Origin of the sequence: Rhizobium phaseoli, from assembly GCF_010668805.1 — a bacterium.
Lineage (GTDB): Bacteria > Pseudomonadota > Alphaproteobacteria > Rhizobiales > Rhizobiaceae > Rhizobium > Rhizobium phaseoli_A.
Map to the genome: position 1 here is coordinate 59871 of NZ_WUFT01000020.1, position 18811 is coordinate 78681.

General features: G+C 62.5%; 15 protein-coding genes. 6 read left to right on the forward strand and 9 right to left on the reverse strand.

Annotated elements, in window-relative coordinates; all coding sequences use genetic code 11:
• The first annotated feature begins 111 nt into the window (after positions 1–111).
• Positions 112–591: a response regulator gene (locus GR197_RS25805; protein ID WP_164014749.1), complete on the forward strand. Its 480-nt coding sequence runs from the start codon at positions 112–114 to the stop codon at positions 589–591.
• A gap of 40 nt (positions 592–631) precedes the next feature.
• Here the strand turns inward: GR197_RS25805 and GR197_RS25810 are convergent, their stop codons facing one another.
• Positions 632–1600: a zinc-dependent alcohol dehydrogenase family protein gene (locus tag GR197_RS25810; protein WP_164014751.1), complete on the reverse strand. Its 969-nt coding sequence runs from the start codon at positions 1598–1600 to the stop codon at positions 632–634.
• 54 nt (positions 1601–1654) lie between these two features.
• Between GR197_RS25810 and GR197_RS25815 the strand changes: the two genes are divergently transcribed.
• From GR197_RS25815 to GR197_RS25835, 5 genes are all read left to right on the forward strand, one after another.
• Positions 1655–2065 carry an acyl-CoA thioesterase gene (locus GR197_RS25815; RefSeq protein ID WP_164014753.1) on the forward strand — a complete coding sequence of 137 codons (411 nt, stop codon included), beginning with the start codon at positions 1655–1657 and terminating at the stop codon, positions 2063–2065.
• Between the two features lie 28 nt (positions 2066–2093).
• Positions 2094–3614 (forward strand): class I adenylate-forming enzyme family protein, encoded by a 1521-nt coding sequence (locus tag GR197_RS25820; RefSeq protein ID WP_164014755.1) that lies wholly within the window; start codon positions 2094–2096, stop codon positions 3612–3614.
• Complete coding sequence (locus GR197_RS25825) at positions 3592–4785, forward strand: thiolase family protein (RefSeq protein WP_164014757.1); 1194 nt, start codon at positions 3592–3594, stop codon at positions 4783–4785. Before GR197_RS25820 ends, GR197_RS25825 begins: the two co-directional genes overlap by 23 nt.
• Before the next feature lie 652 nt (positions 4786–5437).
• Positions 5438–6202 carry an SDR family oxidoreductase gene (locus tag GR197_RS25830; RefSeq protein ID WP_164014759.1) on the forward strand — a complete coding sequence of 255 codons (765 nt, stop codon included), beginning with the start codon at positions 5438–5440 and terminating at the stop codon, positions 6200–6202.
• A gap of 44 nt (positions 6203–6246) precedes the next feature.
• Positions 6247–6660: a cupin domain-containing protein gene (locus tag GR197_RS25835; RefSeq protein ID WP_164014761.1), complete on the forward strand. Its 414-nt coding sequence runs from the start codon at positions 6247–6249 to the stop codon at positions 6658–6660.
• 49 nt (positions 6661–6709) lie between these two features.
• Here the strand turns inward: GR197_RS25835 and GR197_RS25840 are convergent, their stop codons facing one another.
• The 8 genes from GR197_RS25840 to GR197_RS25875 all read right to left on the reverse strand — a co-directional run bounded on the left by GR197_RS25840 (position 6710) and on the right by GR197_RS25875 (position 18810).
• The gene (locus GR197_RS25840; protein ID WP_164014763.1) at positions 6710–7993 is read right to left on the reverse strand and encodes a cystathionine gamma-synthase family protein; all 1284 of its coding nucleotides are present in this window, start codon (positions 7991–7993) and stop codon (positions 6710–6712) included.
• Positions 7994–8080: 87 nt separating this feature from the next.
• Positions 8081–9160 carry a YihY/virulence factor BrkB family protein gene (locus GR197_RS25845; protein ID WP_164014765.1) on the reverse strand — a complete coding sequence of 360 codons (1080 nt, stop codon included), beginning with the start codon at positions 9158–9160 and terminating at the stop codon, positions 8081–8083.
• Between the two features lie 3291 nt (positions 9161–12451).
• On the reverse strand, positions 12452–13345 hold the full coding sequence (locus GR197_RS25850; protein ID WP_164014767.1) for a protein-L-isoaspartate O-methyltransferase family protein: 894 nt from the start codon (positions 13343–13345) through the stop codon (positions 12452–12454).
• A 306-nt stretch (positions 13346–13651) separates the two neighbouring features.
• Positions 13652–14161, reverse strand: coding sequence for a GNAT family N-acetyltransferase (locus GR197_RS25855; protein WP_164014769.1), 510 nt, complete (start codon positions 14159–14161; stop codon positions 13652–13654).
• Between the two features lie 63 nt (positions 14162–14224).
• Positions 14225–14872 carry a dihydroxyacetone kinase subunit DhaL gene (gene dhaL / locus GR197_RS25860; RefSeq protein ID WP_164014771.1) on the reverse strand — a complete coding sequence of 216 codons (648 nt, stop codon included), beginning with the start codon at positions 14870–14872 and terminating at the stop codon, positions 14225–14227.
• A gap of 2 nt (positions 14873–14874) precedes the next feature.
• Positions 14875–15879 (reverse strand): dihydroxyacetone kinase subunit DhaK, encoded by a 1005-nt coding sequence (locus GR197_RS25865; protein ID WP_164014773.1) that lies wholly within the window; start codon positions 15877–15879, stop codon positions 14875–14877.
• 55 nt (positions 15880–15934) lie between these two features.
• Positions 15935–17779 (reverse strand): D-apionate lactonase, encoded by a 1845-nt coding sequence (gene apnL, locus GR197_RS25870; RefSeq protein ID WP_164014775.1) that lies wholly within the window; start codon positions 17777–17779, stop codon positions 15935–15937.
• Positions 17776–18810 (reverse strand): Gfo/Idh/MocA family protein, encoded by a 1035-nt coding sequence (locus GR197_RS25875; RefSeq protein WP_164014777.1) that lies wholly within the window; start codon positions 18808–18810, stop codon positions 17776–17778. Before GR197_RS25875 ends, apnL begins: the two co-directional genes overlap by 4 nt.
• Position 18811: the final 1 nt, after the last annotated feature.

Genomic DNA, 18811 nt, shown 5'->3' on the forward strand with positions numbered 1-18811 from the left:
ATCTGACCACGATAATTGCTTGACAGGAAAACATTTATTTTCAGAAACTTAATTAGGCCGGCGTAGATCCTCGGCGCAAAGCCGAGGATGACGTCGCGGGGGTTTTGGTCCATGACAGATTCCACCGATATGGTGCGCGCCTCGACGATCCTGATCGTCGATGACGAGCCCGCCAATGTTTCGCTGCTGGAGCGCATTCTCAAGCGCGAAGGCTTCAAAGCGCTGATCAGCACCACCGAACCGCGCGAGGCGCTGCGGCTGTTCCGCGAGCATCCCGTCGATCTCGTTCTCCTCGACCTGATGATGCCGGATCTCGACGGTTTCGCGCTGCTCGAAACCTTCGCAAGACTCATTCCCGAAAACAGCTACCTGCCGATCCTGGTTCTGACCGCCGATGCGACCTTGCCGACGCGCAGGCGGGCGCTTTCGCTCGGCGCCAAGGATTTCCTGACGAAGCCCTTCGACGCGATCGAGGCTGTCTTGCGGATCTTCAACCTGCTCGAAACCCGCATCCTGACGCTGGAGCTTGCCAAACACGGGCTGGCGACGCCGAAATCGGAACGACCGTGGATCCATCCACCCACATCTTGAAGGGGCGTTGGCCGCCGGCGGCGGTTTGCGCGCTCGCCTGTCAGGCGAGCAGCACCTTGCCGCCCGTCCGAAAAGGAAGGGTGGATTGCAGCGCAAGGCGGATCTTTTCCAGAGGAAAGACCTCCCGCACCTCGGTCGCGATGATCTTCGCGGCGATCTGCGCCGCCACTTCGGCATAGGCGCGCTGAACATTTTCCATGGCTTCGGAATGAACCCATTCCCGAAGATGGAAGAAGGAAAAGGCAATATCGGGATGGGACGACCAGAAAGACGGCGGAATACTTTGCCCCGAGAGCAGGCCGTAATGCACGAAATGTCCGCCGGGTTTGAGCGCAGCAGCGAGGATTGAGGCATGCGCGCCGCCGACGCAGTCGAGCACGGCGTCCAGCCCATGGCGGCCGGCAAGCCCCGTCGCCAGGTCGCTGTCCGCCCTGTCGACGATGACGGCCTCGAGACTGCCGCTAAGGCGCGCGCGCGACTCCTCGCTGCGGACGATCGCGACCGGTTCCACACCGACGGCATTGGCGAGGCCGATCAGGATCGATCCGATCGAAGAGGCAGCGGCATTGACGGCAATGCGCATGCCCGGCCTTAGCCCGATCTTCTTGTGCAGCATCAGCCAGGCCGTCATCGGGTTCACATAGCTCGTCGCCGCTTCGAAATCTGAAAGCCCGTCCGGAACACGAAGACACCAGCTGGGATCGGTATGCTTGTATTCCTGCCATCCGCCTGCGCCGCGCACCGGCAGCACACGCGTGCCGGGCGCAAGCCCGTAAACGTCTTCACCGCATGCTTCGACCACACCGAAGGCTTCGAACCCTGGAATGAAGGGCAGGGTCGTACGCCCGGCATAGGCGCCTGATATGGTGATGATATCGGACGGATTGATCGACCGCGCCAAGAGGCGCACCCGCACCTGATCGCGCCGCAGCACCGGCAATGCGGCCCGCTCGATCTCGACGGCCTCCGCGGCCGGCCCGAATTTTCGCACGACCGCCTGATATTGCATTGCATCCCCCAGACAACAGCGGTTAGAACACGCCTTCGAAATTTCGGTGATCGAATGAGTGTTGACGACAGGCCTTTAGCATCGTTCCGGGTCTCGATGCGAGACATCGACATCTATGGTCATGTCCATAATTCGGTGTACCTCGATTATTGCGAGGATGCCGTCGTCGAATTCCTGCGGCACCGGCAAATCCTCAGCCATTTCCGTCACACCTCCTCGGGTGTCGCCTATCATGTGAAGAAGGCGGAGATCATCTTCCACAGTCCGATCGACGTCGACGATGTCGTCGAAGCAAAGGTGAGCGTCGAGAAAATCGGGCGCACGAGCCTCTCCTTTGCGATCGAACTCTTTCGCCGGCGCGATGGCGCCCATTGTGCATCGGCGGGGCTCGTCTGGGTCTGCGTCGGCCTGTCCGACAGCCGCCCGACGCCGATTCCGGAAGCGACCAGAGCCGCTTTAGGCTGACGGCAGATCTTCAAACCAGCGAGTGTCCATGCCGATCCATGCGCAGCTTTCTCGACATGCAACGGAAAGGCCGGATAAGCCGGCGCTGGTGATCGACGACCGCGTCTTGACCTATGGCGAGCTCTATTCCCGCGCCAAGGCAATCTATGGCTTTCTCCAGGCGCTTCCCTATTCGAAGTGCCGCACGCTCGAGCTGCCGGGCGTGGAGAAGCTTGCCGCCCTCAGCCTTGGCAATCATATCGGCTTTGCCGAATATTTTGTCGCCGCTACCGCCTTGCCGAATGCCTGCGCGGTGATCGACCCGATGATGCCGCCGGAGAGGGTCGAGCGCATCATCGAGCGGCTGGCGCCGGATGTGCTTGTCGTCGACGATATAGGCCCAAGCGCCGAGATCGGCCGCAGGCTCGGCATATCAGTTATTACCGCCGGAGCCGAGCCCTTCGATCTCGCCGAGACGGAAGGCGAGCTGCCTAGTGAGGCCGAGGGCATCTTCCTGATCGGCTTTACCTCGGGCACCACCGCCGAGCCGAAAGCCTATTACCGCTCGCGCGAGCAGTGGCGCCGGAGCCTCGATCGCGGACGTCTCGTTTTCGAACTCAAAGACGCGCCATCGACCCTATGCCCCGGAGCGCTGGCGCATGGGCTGGCGCTTTACGCCTTGGTCGAAGCCTTGGATGCCGGCGGCACCTTCCATTCGGTGCGAAAATGGCATGCCGAAGCCGTCGCGCGCACGCTCTCCGCCGAAAAGATCGAGCGGCTGGTCGCCGTGCCCACCCATGTTGCGGGCATTGCCCGCGCTTGGGCCGCCAAGCCGGCTCTGACCTCTCTGCGCGATATCCTGAGCGCCGGCGCCAAGCTTGACGTGAACGGCGTCGAATCCATGCGCCGCCTTTTCCCGGGAGCGCGCATTCGCGAATATTACGGCGCATCCGAAATCGGCTTCATGACCGTCTCCACTCTTGTCGGCGGCGCGGCCGGTTTTCCGATCGATCGGGTGGGGCAGGCCTATCCCGGCGTGGAAATCTCAATTCGTGATCCTGATGAAAAAGATGTCGGCACCGACGTGCCGGGAACCATCTTCGTCAGGAGCGACCTGATCGCCGATGGCTATCTCTGGGGCGACGACGGTCAGGCATTCCGGGTCACCGAGGCGGGAGCAACGGTCGGCGATCTCGGCGAACTCGATGACAACGGCATGCTGCGGGTGATCGGCCGGGCGGGCGGCATGATGATATCCGGCGGCAACAATGTTTATCCGGCCGAAGTCGAAAGCGCCCTGAAAGCCTGCCCGGGGGTCGAGGATGCCGTCGTCTTCGGGCTGCCGGATGCCTATTACGGCCAACGGATCGTCGCGGTCGTGTCGGGAGAGACGATGGACGCCAAAATCCTCGCCGATCATTGCGCGGATAGGCTGGTCAGGTACAAGATCCCCAGGCAATTCTACCATATCGGATCCTGGCCGATGACGACCAGCGGCAAGATTGCCAGGGGGCAGGTGGAAGCAGCGGTCATTTCGGGAGACGGACTTGTCCTACGCCTATCAGCCTGACGAAGATTGGCAGCCGATCGTGGTGGCCGCTTACCGCACGCCGATCGGCCGAGCCTTCGAGTCGCTTGCAACGGTGGCGGCAGAAGACCTGCTCGCGCCGATCATCCACCGGATCCTGTCTGAAACGGCAATAGCGCCCGAAGCCATATACGATGTGCTGGTCGGCAATGCCGCTGGCGGCGGCGGCAATATCGGCCGGCTGGCAGCACTCAGCGCCGGCCTGCCCGTGTCGGTTCCCGGCGTCGCCATCGACCGGCAATGCGGGTCCGGCCTGGAAGCGATCATCCTCGCCGCCCGCCTGATCCAGGCAAAGGCCGGTTCCTGCTTTCTGGCCGGCGGCGTCGAGAGCGTCAGCACCGCGCCATGGCGCGTCGACAGACCAAAAGCCAATGGGGCACTACCGCGCTTTTACGGCCGGGCCCGGTTTTCGCCTGAAGCGGTCGGCGATCCCGAGATGGGCATTGCCGCCGAAAACGTCGCCCGCCAATTCGCCATCACACGCCAGAGACAGGATGAATTCGCGCTCCGCAGTCACCGGCTCGCGGTCGCGGCGGCCGATGCCGGCATCTTTCAGCCCGAGATCGTCGACATCTCCACCGGCCACGGATTGGTCGAACGCGACGAATGCCCGCGCCCATCCACATCGCTGGAGGCGCTCGCAAACCTCCGGCCGGTCTTTCTCCGCGACGGTTCGGTGACAGCAGGCAATGCCTGCCCTGTGAATGACGGCGCCTGCCTGGTGCTGGTCATGAGCCGCGGAATGGCGAAAAGCATGGGCATCGACAAGGGCCTCGCCTTCATCGACAGCGCAGCGGCCGGTGTCGACCCCAACCTGCTCGGCATCGGCCCCGTCGCCTCGACCAGGAAGCTGCTGCAGCGTCAGCCCGGGCTCTCGCTCGCTGCCATCGATGCGATCGAATTCAACGAGGCTTTCGCCGCCCAGGTTCTGGCATCGCTGGATCAACTCGATATCCCCACTGATGCGGTCAACAGCAATGGCGGCGCCATTGCCTTGGGTCATCCGTTCGGGGCATCCGGCGCAATCCTCGTTACCCGGCTATATACCCAGCTGATCCGAGAGGAGGCGATCGGTGCGACTGGCCTCGCCATGATCGGCATCGCCGGCGGCCTCGGGTTGACGGCGCTGTTCGAGGCTGTCGCGCTTTCCTGAGAAGGACTGCATTTGATATCGCGCCCGTTCGCGTAAAAGTTGCTCCTCACCCTAACCCTCTCCCCGTAAAACGGGGAGAGGGGACGTGCCCCGCGAGAGATTTGCGGGACAGAGAGGGGCACAGCTTCGTCCCTTCGCCCCGCGAGCGAGCAGAAGGTGGCGGCATGCAAGGAGCGCGCATGGCACACCATCATTGGCCTTCGTTCGTGCTCAGGGTGAGCTTTCTCCAGCGACTTTAGCCCCACCCTCCGTCCTGCTCGGCCTTGAGCCGAGCATCCATGCCGCATCCACCGGCAGCCGTGGCATGGGTCCTCGGAGGACGACGGAGAGTGGGGTTGGCTTCTCGCCAAACTCCGCTGGACCTATCCAGCCGCCCAACTCCGTCCCTCGCAACGCCTGACGACGCAGGTCTCCGACCGAACGGCCCGATCGTAGGGCGAGCCGCCCTACTGCCTTGGCATAGGGCGACAGCGACCGAGGGAGAATGGTTCGGGCTGACGATCCGGCGCATTCTGCTGCCCGTCGGTTCCGGCCGCCCCTACCCCAGTGACGGTTCTTATACCGATGAAGTCGCTTGCCTCGCCGAGGAGGCGATTTCGGCAGCCACTTCACGTCAACAGAGGAAATCCTCGCAAGGACAAGGAGACACCCCATGAAGATCGTCATTATCGGCGGCACCGGCCTCATCGGCTCGAAGACCGTGGAAAGACTGCGCAGCAAGGGACACGAGGTATTGGCGGCGTCGCCGAATTCCGGCGTCGACACGATTACCGGCAAGGGGCTCGCCGAAGCGCTCGCGGGTGCTGCGGTGGTTCTCGACCTCGCCAACTCCCCCTCCTTCGAGGACAAGGCGGTTCTCGAATTCTTCCAGACTTCGGGCCGAAACCTGCTCAAGGCAGCGGCGGCAGCCGGCGTGAAACATCACATCGCGCTCTCGATCGTCGGCATGGAGCGCCTTCAGGGCAGCGGCTACATGCGCGCCAAGATGGCCCAGGAACAGCTGATCAAGGCTTCCGGCATACCCTACACCATCGTCCATTCCACCCAGTTCCATGAATTCATGGCAGGCATCGCCCAGTCGGGCACATCAGGCCAGATGGTGCATCTGTCGCCGGCCTATATCCAGCCGATCGCTTCGGACGATGTCGCCGATGTCATGGCCGAGGTGGCGCTGGCCACGCCCCTGAACGGCACGATCGAGATTGGCGGGCCGGAGAAAATCCGCCTCACCGAAATCGTCACGCGCCTCCTGAAAGCCATGAACGATCCGCGCCAGGTGATGGCCGATCCGCACGCCCGCTACTTCGGAGTCGAACTCGAGGACGATTCGCTGGTAACCGGAGTCAATGCGCGGCTCGGACGGATCCGCTTCGACGACTGGCTGAGCCGGCAGCCGCCGCAGAAAAAGAGCGCCTGATAGCGGGCGCGGACGACCCATTCCCATCAACTGAGGAGACAGACATGCTCAAAAAAATGATCTCGGTAGCGGCATTCGCTATTGCCCTTGTTGCCGGCACTGCAGCGCATGCCGCGGGCGACGCGGCGAAGGTTACCCTCGTCTACGACCACCAGCTTCCCAACGTTCCGGGCAAGAGCATCAAGGCGGTGCTCGTCGAATATAAACCCGGCGGCACATCGCCGGGCCACACCCACCCGAAATCGGCCTTCATCTACGCCACCGTTCTCGAGGGCTCGATCAAAAGCCAGGTGAACGACGGCCCGGTGAAGATTTACAAGGCCGGCGAAAGCTTTCCCGAATTCCCCGGCGATCATCACAGCGTCAGCGCCAACGGCAGCAAGACCAAATCGGCGAAACTGCTCGCAATCTTCGTGGTGAACTCAGACGAGACGGAACTGACGACCGACGACAAGTGACGTCACCCACGATGCCCGGCGCCGCCGGGCATCGATTTCTCCCGCCGTATCAGGCGGCCTGCAGCGCCAGTTCCAGATCCGCCACAAGATCATCCGGATGCTCGATGCCGATCGACAGCCTGATCGTCGATTCCAACACGCCTATGCGCTCGCGGACATCGGCGGGCACGCCGGAATGCGTCATCGTGGCCGGGTGGCTCGCCAGCGATTCGGTGCCGCCGAGGCTGACCGCCAGCTTGAAGACCTGCAACGCGTTCAGGAACTTGAAGGAGGCCGGCTGACCGCCGCGAATGTCGAAAGAGAAGGTGGAGCCGGCACCGGTGCATTGTGCGGCGAAGGTGCGTCCCAGCGGCGAGTCCACTTCGTGATAGGGCAGGTAGTGAACCTTTTCGACCTTCGGATGATCGCGCAGGAAATCGGCAACCGCCCGCGCATTGCTGTTTGCCCGCTCCATGCGCAGCTGCAGCGTTTCCAGCGAGCGGCCGAGCATCCAGCAGGAATGCGGATCGAGCTGGGTGCCGATCGCGCCGCGCAGCGCCTTGACCTGCTTGACGACAGCCTTGCGGCCGAGAACGGCGCCGGCGATCAGATCGGAGTGGCCGCCGACATATTTGGTCAACGAATAGAGCGAGATATCGGCGCCGTGCTCGATCGGCCGCTGGAAAACTGGGCCGAGCAGTGTGTTGTCGCAGACGACGATTGGCGTATGCCCCTGTTTTGCGCCGATGGCGTCGGCGACGCGCCGGATCATCGCGACATCGACCAGGCTGTTGGTCGGATTGGCGGGTGTTTCGATCAGGATGACGGAAACCCGGCCCTTGGCCATCGCCTCCTCGGCCGCCTTCTGCACCGATCCCTCGCTGACCCCGTCGGCAAAGCCGATGGCGGCGACACCGAGATTCAGGAAGGTCTTGGCCAGCAATGTTTCTGTTCCCCCGTAAAGCGGCTGCGAATGCAGGACCGCGTCGCCCGGCCGGACGAAGGCAAGCAGGGTGGTGGCGATCGCCGACATGCCTGAGGAAAACAGCGCGCCGCTTTCCGTCCGCTCATAGACGGCGAGCCTGTCCTCGACGATCTCGCTATTGGGATGGTTGAAGCGCGAATAGACGAGGCCCGCGCCCTTGCCCGCCGGCGGCTCGCGGCGGCCGGAGACGTAATCGAAGAAGTCGCGGCCATCCTCGGCGGAGTTGAAGACGAAGGTGGAGGTGAGGAATACCGGCGGCTTGACCGCCCCTTCCGAGAGTTCGGGATCGTAGCCGTAATTCAGCATCTGCGTTTCGGGATGCAGTGCATGATTGCCGATATGGGTTTTGGAAGGATGCGGGGCCGTCATGATCGTCTCCTCTGTCGGGATTGCCCAAGAACAAATTACATCAAAACCGCAGAGGAGAATGCAATGATCGATGCCGCTCGTTAACAGTCAACTCACGGTCTCGCCCAAAGTGTCCGCAACATAGGCGCCGCGCGCGCCCATCGGCAGCGGCGTGCCCGTCGTCGTATCCCTTGCGGTCTGATGCTCCAGCTCGGCGTTGAGTTCTGCGCCGACAACGAGAATGACGACGGACAGCCAGATCCAGATAAGGAAGCCGATAAGCGCGCCGAGCGTGCCGTAAGTCGCGTTATAATTGGCGAAATGATCGAGATAGAAGGAGAAGCCGAGCGACATGGCCGCCCAGGCGATCGTCGTCAAACCAGCACCCCACGTCATCCACCGCAGCTTCGCAGGCTCCCGGCTGGGGCCGAAGCGGTAGACCGCGGTAACGGCAACCGCAACGACCAGCAGAAGCAGCGGCCACCGCATCAGGAGCGCCATGTGTTCCTTGAATTGATCGAGCCAGAGATAGGAGAGGACGACAGGCATGACCCCGACAAGCGCCACCATGACCACCGTCAAAAGCATCGCGCTCAAGGTGAAGCAGAGGCCTATGAGGTTCAACCTGATAAGACCGCGCTTTTCGTTCTCCTCATAGGCGACGTTCATCGCATCGAAGATTGCCAGCGTGCCGCTATGCGTGCTCCACAGCGCGATGCCGAGACCGACGAAGAAGGTGATGCCAAGCGCACTGTCACGCTTATTGACGAGTTCCTTGATCTGATCGGCAAGAAGGTCGAACGCCCCCGGCGGCATCAGTCCGGCCAATTCGCGAAGATGTTCGGATATGGTGAGCGGGTCGGCGACCAGCCCGTAGAGCGCCACCAGAGCTGCCATGGCGGGAAACAGCGCCAGCAGCAGATAAAAGGTCACACCCGCGGCAATGAGTGTGACCCGGTCGTTCAGGACTTCATGGTAGACCCGCCAGAACACATCGCGAAGACCGCTGAGCGGAATAGCCTCGGGCGTCGCGGCGCTGCGGCCATGATCGTCACCAGCGCGGCGGGGTTCCGCAGTCGGGGCAACGGCACCGCGCTCCGTCGCCTGCACCAACGCAACCGCACCGATCGCCGCAGCCACCATCGCCGCGGCGATCGACATCTTCTTGAGGTGAAGCCCACCTGGCATCAGGATGCTCTCCGATCTGGTGCCGGGATAACGCCGGATGCCGCTAAAGGATGCAAGCCGCTGCCCCCGCGATCATTCGAGCGCGACGGAGATCGTTCCGTCCCCCGAGCCGGTCGAGTAGCGGCAGTTTTGGCCGATTGGGGCTTGTCAAACCGGTCGCCGCGGGCGAATCTGTCGCTCGGCAGCCGAGCATACGAAGCAGCCTGCCGAATTCTAAGCCATTGATCTCATTATAATCACCTCCAGTTATGGAAGTGAACCCGCACTTTAGTTACGTTACTGGCTGATGATCTTTTCGGCACGCCCGCCCGACAACTACCGTTTCGGTCTAGAAGGCTGCGAATTCTGCCTCCAAGCGTTCGCAATCTTGCGACTACGGCGCCAATCAGCGATCGACAAAACAATAACGCCAGTGGCAATCACCTGCAATAGCCGCTCTTGTTATCGACGGTGAATATGGGGAACCGCACGCGGAGTTGCTTTCGCTGGCATCATCCAGAGTGCTCGCCTCGGTGGCCGGAGCCCGCGATCGAGATCTCAAACCCTCGGTCGCAGCCCGACAACGCATTCATGATATGCGCTCCGGATGTCTCGTCTATTGACCGGGTCGGCTCGCTTGAGAGCCGTCCCCTCCCCTGCTTCATAATCATTTGGTTCCGCCCCACGCCGAGGCCGGCGAGACAGTCATCCAGCTCGACCAGCCATCGCGCTGATGGATGCGACCTCACATGGCGAAAGTGCAACCAGTTCGGCATCTCCAGCCATCGACCGATGCGAAATGCAGGCCAGCGCGGCGACGATACGTGCGAGCAGCCTCGTCGCAGACGTGCGACAGTTGGGCCTCGATCGGGTCACCCCTCGCCCAGAGGTCCTCCCCGCGACAAGGCCAGGCGCCAACTCGCGAACCACTGAACTCAGCTGCAGGACCACGTGCGTGATTGCCCGTTGTCCGCGGACAACCTGCAATCAGACGATGACCGCTAGGCCCTTCAGTCCTCTCCCAACTGGTGTGCACAGCAGCGACATGCGCGGGGTGCACCGCCGCCGAATGAGTGCAAGCAGCAGCGCTGGAGTACTTTCTAAAAGGCTCCAGCCCTTGACCTGCGTGCCTCAAAATGAGGGACGCCTGGAGGAGGCACCCCTCCACAAGAGCCGTTGGGATTTTGCGCCTCAATAGTGGGCGCTGAAGAATGCCGCATCGGCGCCCATGATCGCCTCATCCTGAAGAGTTCCCGAAGGGCCTGGAATCACCAGGCGGGCACGCCGGAGGTTAAACAAAGCAAGGAGCAAAACTTCGGCCGGTCCTTCTAGGCTCCGGCCTGCGCACCTCAGGATCAGGGAGCTTGGAGGATGCAGCGCCAACATCCAAGAGAGCCTCTTCCTGAGGTGCCCCGCGGGGCCTCGAAGGACGAGGCGGGTGTGCCAGCACAGAACGAATGCAAGGAGCAACGCTGGAGTGCCTTCTAAGAGGCTCCAGCCCTCGACCTGCGCGCCCCGAGATGAGGGACGCGGGGAGGCGCCGTCCATAAGAGCCGTTGGAATTATGCGTCTCAATAGTGAGCGCTGAAGAATCCCGCACCGGTGTCTATGATCGCTTCCTCCCGAGGAGATCCCGAATAGCCTGGAAGCACGAGGCGGGTACGCCAGAGGTTGAACAAAGCAAGGAGCAAAGCCTCGACCTGTCCTTCGAGGCCCCGGCCTGCTGCCTACGCACCTCAGGATCGGGGCGCTTGAAGAATCCCGCGCCAACGTCCAAGAGAGCCTCACCTTGCGGCGCCTCGCAAGGGGCCCCGAAGGGCGAGGCGGGCGCGCCGACGCCGAATGAATGCGAGGAGCAGCACCGGAGCCCGTCTTTCGAGGCTTCGGCCTACGCGCCTCAGCATGAGGGCGTTGAGGGATGCCCCTCCAACAAGGACGTTGGGCTCTTCCGTCTCAGTTGCGGGCGCTGGAGAATCCGACACCGCCCGCAAGAGCCTGATCCTGAGGCGCCCCGCACAGGGCCTCGGAGGACGGCGCGGTACCGACGTCGAAGAAATGCAGGAAGCAGCGTTGCGGCGTGTCCTTCGAGGCTTCGCCCTATGGGCTATGCACCTCAGGATGAGGGGCGTTGAGGGCGCCCCGCAAGAGAACTAGATTTCCTGCGTCTCAATTTCAGGCGTTGACGAATCCGCGTCACCGCCCACGAGAGCCTCGTCCTGGCGCGCGCCGCACGAGGCCTCAAAGGACGATGCGAGTGCGCCGATGTCGAAGAAATGCACCGAGCAACGTCGGCGCCGCGCGCTAAACGCAAAGAAGGATGGGCACCCAAAAGCGTGAGCGCCGAGAATACGGGCCTGATTGCAAATGGGTTGTCCGCGGACAACCATGTGGCCATCAAGACAAAACAAGCTCTCGAGCACACCCCCTCGCCGCTGTCGCCCAATTGAGCCTGAGACGCCCCCAAGCACCTGAAAAGAACGCAGCTGCCTGCGTGCTCCAGGAATAAACGGCCCGCAGCGCAAGTTGTCCGCGGACAACGCCGCCGAATCCGGCCGCGAACGATAATCAGAAGCTGCGCCCAATTCGAGTTCTTCCAACCTCACCCGTCACGCGGCCCAACCGCCAAGCTTGAATTCGCCGCACTGCAGCACTACTTCGTGGTGGACCGAAGCGCTTAACCCCTCCGAGCCGCTTCGGTCCGACGGACAGCATTCCTCCTCCCAGGCTGTCGGTCAGTATCGAAGCCCGGCGCCCTCTCCCGCGCCGGGCTTTCGTTGTTTCGGTAAACCACTGTCGTCGCCGGATCGGCAACATCCTGCAATTCTTCCGTTCCTGTCGATCCGGCCCACAAACGAGATGCGCCGGGATCGGCAGAGCCAACGGCAAAGTTCATTGCCTGCGTCGCCAATCTGCGCCGAAGTTGCCGCCGGCAGTGGCGAGCGTTTCATATAAACTCTCGTCGGCATGGCCATGGCGTGCATGCTCGGCACTTCCGGCTCGATCTCAAAGATCATCGACAGTAAATTTCAACAGCAGATTTTCCCGCTTCAATTGGAGAAAGCGCCGTTGGCGAGCGAGCCTGCGCCACGCTTCGAGAAGGCCAGCTCCAAGGTCGACACTCCGAGCGCGCCATCGTTCCAACCGTCTCCGCCCGCCGTTTGGATGCAGCGATATTGCCGCCGGTCAAAGCTGCGGCCCACTGATCGCACCGAACCAAGCGGCGAGGGGCATCGAGATCTGCGGCGCGGTGGTGGGCTGCATTGCTCTCGCTCGCAAAGGAGATGGAGCTGTCGGCTCTCTGGAATAAATGTTTCAAGGCTCGTCATAGCAGAGCGCCCATTGGTCGCCGATATACCAACAGCGTCCTATCCGCGGATCCGTCTTCCAAAGCAGGCTTTTGATGAACTCGATGCCGCCGCGCTTGAACGCGGCCGTCAGTGCCTCGATCTCGTTCTCGTCGATCGTCAACCCACCATCGGCGCAGACAAAATAAGCTGTGCCGATCCAGCGCGCCGCAAATCCACTCACGCCGCGCTCGATACGAAGTGCGGCGCCATGAGAGGCATGACGACCGCCATTCGTTGGCCGGCCTTGGCGCGGTACGCCGAGTGGCAACACCAGGCGCCCTCCGGGTCGCAGCATTTCGATCCAGGGCGCCGCGGGGCGCCCGACAGCGAAATTCACGTAGATCGCATCCATCTCTTGCCGCGGCATGTGATTGCCGTCGGCGATGATGACGCTGACATTGGCCCGATCGGCAAGCGCTGATCGAGCGTGGCCCGCCAGATCGGGATCCATCTCGATGGCATAGACATGACCGGCGGCACCCACCAACTCCGAAAGAATGGCGCTATAATAACCTGTCCCGGCACCAATATGGGCGACGTGATCGCCGATTTGGACATCCAGCTCCGCCAGCAGCCGGGCATGCAGCGACGGGCTGCCATTATTGACGCCCTTGTCGGACTGTAGCGCGAACAGCACATCCTGATAGGCCAGAACCAGCTCGGAGGACAGCAGCGGGCGATATCCGCCACCCAGATTGGCGACCTGCCATGGCGGCGCACTAAGGAATTTTTCGTGCGGCACGACGGCAAAGGCGGCCTCGATCCGCGGGTTTGTCGTTCCGGCGGTTGCCGCCACCTGATGGGCGTAGGCGCGGCGGACCACCGCAAGTTCGTCGGCCGTGAACGTCGCAGTGGTCATGGCTCATCTCCGGACTTCGATCCCTTCCGTTTGCTAACCCGTTTGCGTCCGCGGATCCATATCTGTCGATACATGATCGATCTCGATAAAGGGGGGCAACTTCAGCAGGCGGCATTCGTGACGGAAGTTAATCGCTAATTTGCTTCCATTGCGGAAAACTTCATTGTTACGTCAAATGCTTAATACAGTCAGGACGACAAACGAAGCCGCCACCGCCCGGCGAATCTGACCTGCAAGCAGGCAGCATCTCCCAGAGCCGGCCATAGCCTCGGGCATCAACAGCCTCCCAGAGCGCCAACGATGCAATCAGGCGCGCGGCGCCGTGCCACCCATGGCGTTTACGCTGAAACGCTTCTTGATCCTGTCGACAGCTGTCCCGTCCTGAAGGGGGACCTGGACCAGTCTGTCATAGGTCTCAAAGCCCATCTTCGCGTAATAGCCAAGTCCGCTGACATTGTCGGCGCGGATGGTCGCATTGATGAATTCGAGCTTGAACTCTTCCGCTGCCGCCAGGGTCGCGGGAAAAAGCGCGCTGCCGACGCCTGCGGTCTTCGGGTTGATACGGGCAAAGGTCGCGATGTCGCCGACGCCTTTCGGCGGATCGCCGTATAAGCTCAGCGATTGAAAGCCGACAAGTGTCTGCTTGTGCTCGGCAACATGGCAGGCAAGCGAAAACTCGCCATCGATGAACCAGTCCGCAAACTCGGCGGCCGAAAGCGGGGTCTCGAGCGCTGTCGTTCCGCCGGCCCGGATAATTTCGTTCAGGAGAACGCTCAGTTCCTCCGCGTCGGAGGAGACGGCTTTTCGAATATGCATGTCTTGGCTACCTCGTCGTTAGCCAACAACCTATCGGCGAGATTTTGAGATGACAAGCCTGAGCTAACCATTCAGTCTTCGAACGAAATTGGTCATGGAGGCGACGATAATGGCGGCCGATGCCGCACCGGGGTCGATATGGCCGATCACCCGATCGCCGAGCCGCGACGCCCGCCCCTTGGCCGCCGTCATATCCCTGGTCGCTTCGCAGCCTTGGTGCGCTGCCCGCTCCGCAAGCTCGAAACATTCGGGCAGAGAGGTTCCCGAGGCCCAGGCATCGAGCGCCGCGTTGGCCGCGGGCTTCCAGGCATCGACCATGGTCTTTTCGCCTGGCTCCGCCTTGCCGCGTTCCTGAATGCCCTGCGCCATCGCCGCGAAAACGCGCACGAACTCCTCGTCGCTCAGCTCCGGTCTGTCCTTGACGGCGGCTCCGGCGCGCATGAAGGCCGTCGCATAAAGCGGCCCGGAGGATGCACCGACCGCATTTAGAAATGCCTTTGCCGCCGCGTTGAAGACGGCCGTCGGCGCGGCCTGCGCGGGGTCGAGCCCGCCGACGGCCTTGGTCGCGGCCTCACAGCCGGCATCCATGGCAAGGCCATGATCTCCATCGCCGATGGCGCCATCCAGCTCGCAGAGATGATCACGCTGCGCCGCGATGTCCTCGGCGATCAGGGCAAAGAGGTGCTGCAGGTCTTTCGTCGTGATTGCCATCGTCACCTCGCAAACATGGCGCAATCGCAGGGATGGTCGATCAGCTTCTGAAGCTCGTCGTCGAGATGCATGACGGTGATCGACGCGCCCGCCATTTCCAGCGACGTGCAATAATTGCCGACGAGCGCCGTATGAATGACAAGCCCGGCTTCATCGAGCCGCGCCTTGACCCGCCGCATCATGATGTAGAGCTCCATCATCGGCGTCGAGCCCAGCGAGTTGACGAGCACGGCGACGCGATCGCCCCGCTCTGCCTTCATCTCCCGGAGGATGCGGTCCATCAGTTCGTCGGTCACCGCGTCGGCCGTCTTCAACGGCTCGCGGGCAACACCGGGTTCGCCGTGAATGCCCATGCCGATCTCCATCTCCTCCTCGCCGATCAGGAAGTTCGGCTTCAAAGTCTGCGGCAGCGAACAGGGCGCGAGCGCCACGCCCATCGTATAGGTGCGCGCATTGGCGTGGCGCGCGGCGCGCTCGACCTCGTCGAAAGAATAGAGAAGATCGCAGGCAGCACCGGCGGCCTTGAAGATGAAGACGTTGCCGGCAACGCCGCGCCGCTTCTCCTTCTGATCGGCAGGGGCGGAGGCGACATCGTCGGTGGTCAAGACGGTGCGCACCTCGATCTCGTCGAGCGCCAGCATTTCCGCCGCCATGTCGAAATTCATCACGTCGCCGGCATAATTGCCGTACATGAATAGCACGCCGGTGCCACCGTCGACGGCTTTGGCGCAGGCGATGATCGGATCGGGCGGCGGCGAGGCGAAGACATTGCCGATCGCCGCGGCATCCGCCAGCCCCTTGCCGACATAGCCGAGAAATGTCGGTTCGTGCCCGGATCCGCCGCCGATCACCAGCCCGACCTTGCCCTTGCGTGGCCCGTTTCTGGCAATGATCGCGCGTGGCATGTCGTCCACGGCAAAGAGATGCCGGGGATGAGCTGCGAGGACGCCCTGCAGCATTTCATCGACGGCATCCGCGCCTGCATTGATAAGCTTTTTCGTCTTCACGCCGATCCTCCCAGAACGAGCTCCGACTGCATAGATGCGGCTGGCGCGCGGGACGTCAATCCGCGAGCGGCAAGACCGCAGTGGCGAATGGTGTGAGCCGCACCTCTTTGGCCAATGCGCCGCCGTCAACCCGTCGCTCTTCGCCGGTCAGATTGACCACGTAGATCTTGGCGCCGCCGGCATCCCGCGCCATGAAAGACAGCACCTGGGAGGGCGAAGACGAAACGCATTCCTGCCAGGACGCGCCGGCGAGTGCCGACAAAGTCTGCACCGTATTGAAGAGCGGCCGCCGCCCGCCTCGTTCGGTCGGTTCATCAGGGCCGGCAATCAGGCCGAACGGGCCGGTCAGTGCCGAAAGCGTCAGGCATTCGAGACCGGCATCCAGCACCCGGATCGCGTAGCCGAGCGCAAAGGCCTCGGCGAAACCCCCGTTATGACGCGGGTCGCGATTGGCCATCGGAATGCGCCCGCCGGCCGGATTGTCCATGGTGCGGCTGCCATAAGGGTTCTGTCGCATCGGGATCGTCGACGGGCCGATGCGATAGGGCTTGTCGCCGTAGATCGCGCGGACGGATCGAGTGATGAAGGGCAGCGCTTCCAATGTCTGCATGACGCTGAGATCGTCGGCCGCATGCACGATCGGATTGGTGCAATGGCTGACGAAGTCGATCTCGCCTGATGGTACGCGCTTGCGGTTGAGTTCGGTGAAATAGCTCAGCATGCCGCCACCGATGCGTATGCCCGGGAACGCGGCGCGGGCCGCGGCATAGATCTCTTCGAGGGGAGGGCAGTCCGGCCATTTGCTGCCGGGCGGCGTCGACTGCCGATCGATGGAAGGCGAGATCAGGATCGCATCCGGCCGGAAGTCCGCGCGCTGCATCTGGCGGGCTATCTCGGCCGCCTCGCTTGCTGGTGACGACTTGCAGGCAAGCGCAATCTCCAGCGTCGTGCGGCCGCGATGGGCGGCGGCGATCGCAGCAAATTTCTGCAGCGCTTCGGCGCCATGTCCGGCGTTCGGATCGAAATGGAAGAGCAGTTCGCGAGGCGCGATCTCCGACAGCAGCGACCGCGCCGAGAGCGTTGCATCGGCCTCCTCCTGCGTAACAACCACGCCGATATCGGGCATGCTGCCCGTTTGTGTTCCGAGTTCGAGCCTTATGACACCGCTCGACGCCGCGGCTGAAAGCGCTGCGGAACGGCTGGTGTCCCTGATCACGAGCGACGTCTTCTGCCGAACCGGTTGATTGGCGGGAATTTTGTAAGGCCAGGGCAGGGCAAGCGGCCTGACATAGGTCTTATAGGAGGCATCGGACCAGTTCCTCTGATCCTCCATTTCGAAGGTGTCGCCTTCCATCCGGCATTCCGCCGTCACATCAGGCATGACCTCATGGGAAATGGCGCGCATATCCTTGAACGGCTGCCAGGGCTCGATGACATCGGGAAAGCGTGTCTCGACGATCCGGCCGTCGACATGTTCGACCCTCGCCGCTGAACCGGCCACGCCGACGATCGGGTGCAGGATGCAGAAGCCGCAGCGATTGGTCTCGAAGCCGGTCTCGGAGACGGCTTCGGCCTCGAAATCGAGCCGGTCCGGATATCCCCGGATGCGGACGTCGATGACGAGCTTCGTTCCATCCAGTCCCTCGCAACGCGCCCGATAAGCAATGTCGAAACGGTCGTCACCCTGCTCGATTCGGAGATCGGCGATCTCGGGGCTGTAGGTGCCCCAGTCCCGGTCGCGAACGAGGTAGGAAATCGCCCGCAGCGCCTCGATCCCCTGGTAGCGGATCGTACGGAGGTTGCCGTCGGCGAGATCGGCAGTCAGCTTTCCGGCCGTCAGGCGAACCGGCGGCGTTTCCACAGCATAGGTGCCGTAAAGCTGGAAGGCATCGGCCGTCATCGCAGCATCGCCCCGACATCGATCGTCTGCCCCTTGGAAGCACTGTTATAGGCGGCCTCGACAAGGGCGAAGGTCTTCAGATTGTCGGGCCCCGACGTCGAGTGCTCGGCGCCGCGCTTGAGCTGATCGACCCAATGCTGCTGGATCGCATAGACGCTCTCCTGGACATTGTGCCAGGGCCGAGAGGCCCAGGACAGCAGCTTTGGCGAGACATCCGTTCTCGTGGTGCCCTTGGCGTTGGTGATTTCGAGGCCGTAACCCTGGCTCAGGCGGATCGTGCCTTCGGCGCCGTCGAGTTCGATCAGCGTCTCGGGGAACGGTTCTTTGGAAAGCTTGGTGGCGTAGCTGACGTCGACGACCGAGGTGGCGCCGTTCTCGTGATCAAGCAGAATGGTCGCGACATCCTCGCCTTTGATTTTTGGATTGACCCGCCTGGTGCGGGCGGTGAGCGAGCTGACGTCGCCGAGAATATAGCGGGCGATATCGAGCGTATGGATGCCGAGATCTTCGATGATGAAGCGCTCGCCTTCGGCGAGATAGGGCTGGCCAGAGAAGACGTCGTAGCCCGAGCGGAAGGAAAAGCGGCCCCAGAAGGGCGTGCCGATCGCGCCGGTGTCGAGCGCCGTGCGGACCGCCTGGATCGGCGTCTGCCAGCGAAAATTCTCGTGCACCATCAGGGCGACGCCGGCCTCGCGGCAGGCCTCGACCATCGCCTTCGCATCCGACAGCGTCTTGGCGAAGGGCTTCTGGCAGATGGCCGGCACTTTATTTCGAGCCGCCATTTCCACCAGCGCGCGATGGCTCTGCACGGTGGTGGCGATATCGACGAAATCGAAGCCGCCATCGGCAAACAGGGCCTCGGCATCGCTGTAGCGGCGCGCGATGCCGAACTGGTCGCCGACGATGTCAAGCCGCTCCGGATCGCGGTCGCAGATCGCGACGATCTCAGCACCCTCGACATCGTTCCAGGCATGCATCTGGTTGATCGCAAAGAAGCCGCAGCCGATCAACGCACCTCTCAATTCGGTCATG

Coding starts and splice junctions, on each gene's coding strand:
- GR197_RS25815 (WP_164014753.1), top strand. CDS start 1,655: ATGAGTGTTGACGACAGGCCTTTAGCATCGTTCCGGGTCTCGATGCGA.
- GR197_RS25835 (WP_164014761.1), top strand. CDS start 6,247: ATGCTCAAAAAAATGATCTCGGTAGCGGCATTCGCTATTGCCCTTGTT.
- GR197_RS25850 (WP_164014767.1), bottom strand. CDS start 13,345: ATGACCACTGCGACGTTCACGGCCGACGAACTTGCGGTGGTCCGCCGC.
- GR197_RS25810 (WP_164014751.1), bottom strand. CDS start 1,600: ATGCAATATCAGGCGGTCGTGCGAAAATTCGGGCCGGCCGCGGAGGCC.
- dhaL (WP_164014771.1), bottom strand. CDS start 14,872: ATGGCAATCACGACGAAAGACCTGCAGCACCTCTTTGCCCTGATCGCC.
- GR197_RS25805 (WP_164014749.1), top strand. CDS start 112: ATGACAGATTCCACCGATATGGTGCGCGCCTCGACGATCCTGATCGTC.
- GR197_RS25845 (WP_164014765.1), bottom strand. CDS start 9,160: ATGCCAGGTGGGCTTCACCTCAAGAAGATGTCGATCGCCGCGGCGATG.
- GR197_RS25875 (WP_164014777.1), bottom strand. CDS start 18,810: ATGACCGAATTGAGAGGTGCGTTGATCGGCTGCGGCTTCTTTGCGATC.
- GR197_RS25855 (WP_164014769.1), bottom strand. CDS start 14,161: ATGCATATTCGAAAAGCCGTCTCCTCCGACGCGGAGGAACTGAGCGTT.
- GR197_RS25830 (WP_164014759.1), top strand. CDS start 5,438: ATGAAGATCGTCATTATCGGCGGCACCGGCCTCATCGGCTCGAAGACC.
- apnL (WP_164014775.1), bottom strand. CDS start 17,779: ATGACGGCCGATGCCTTCCAGCTTTACGGCACCTATGCTGTGGAAACG.
- GR197_RS25840 (WP_164014763.1), bottom strand. CDS start 7,993: ATGACGGCCCCGCATCCTTCCAAAACCCATATCGGCAATCATGCACTG.
- GR197_RS25820 (WP_164014755.1), top strand. CDS start 2,094: ATGCCGATCCATGCGCAGCTTTCTCGACATGCAACGGAAAGGCCGGAT.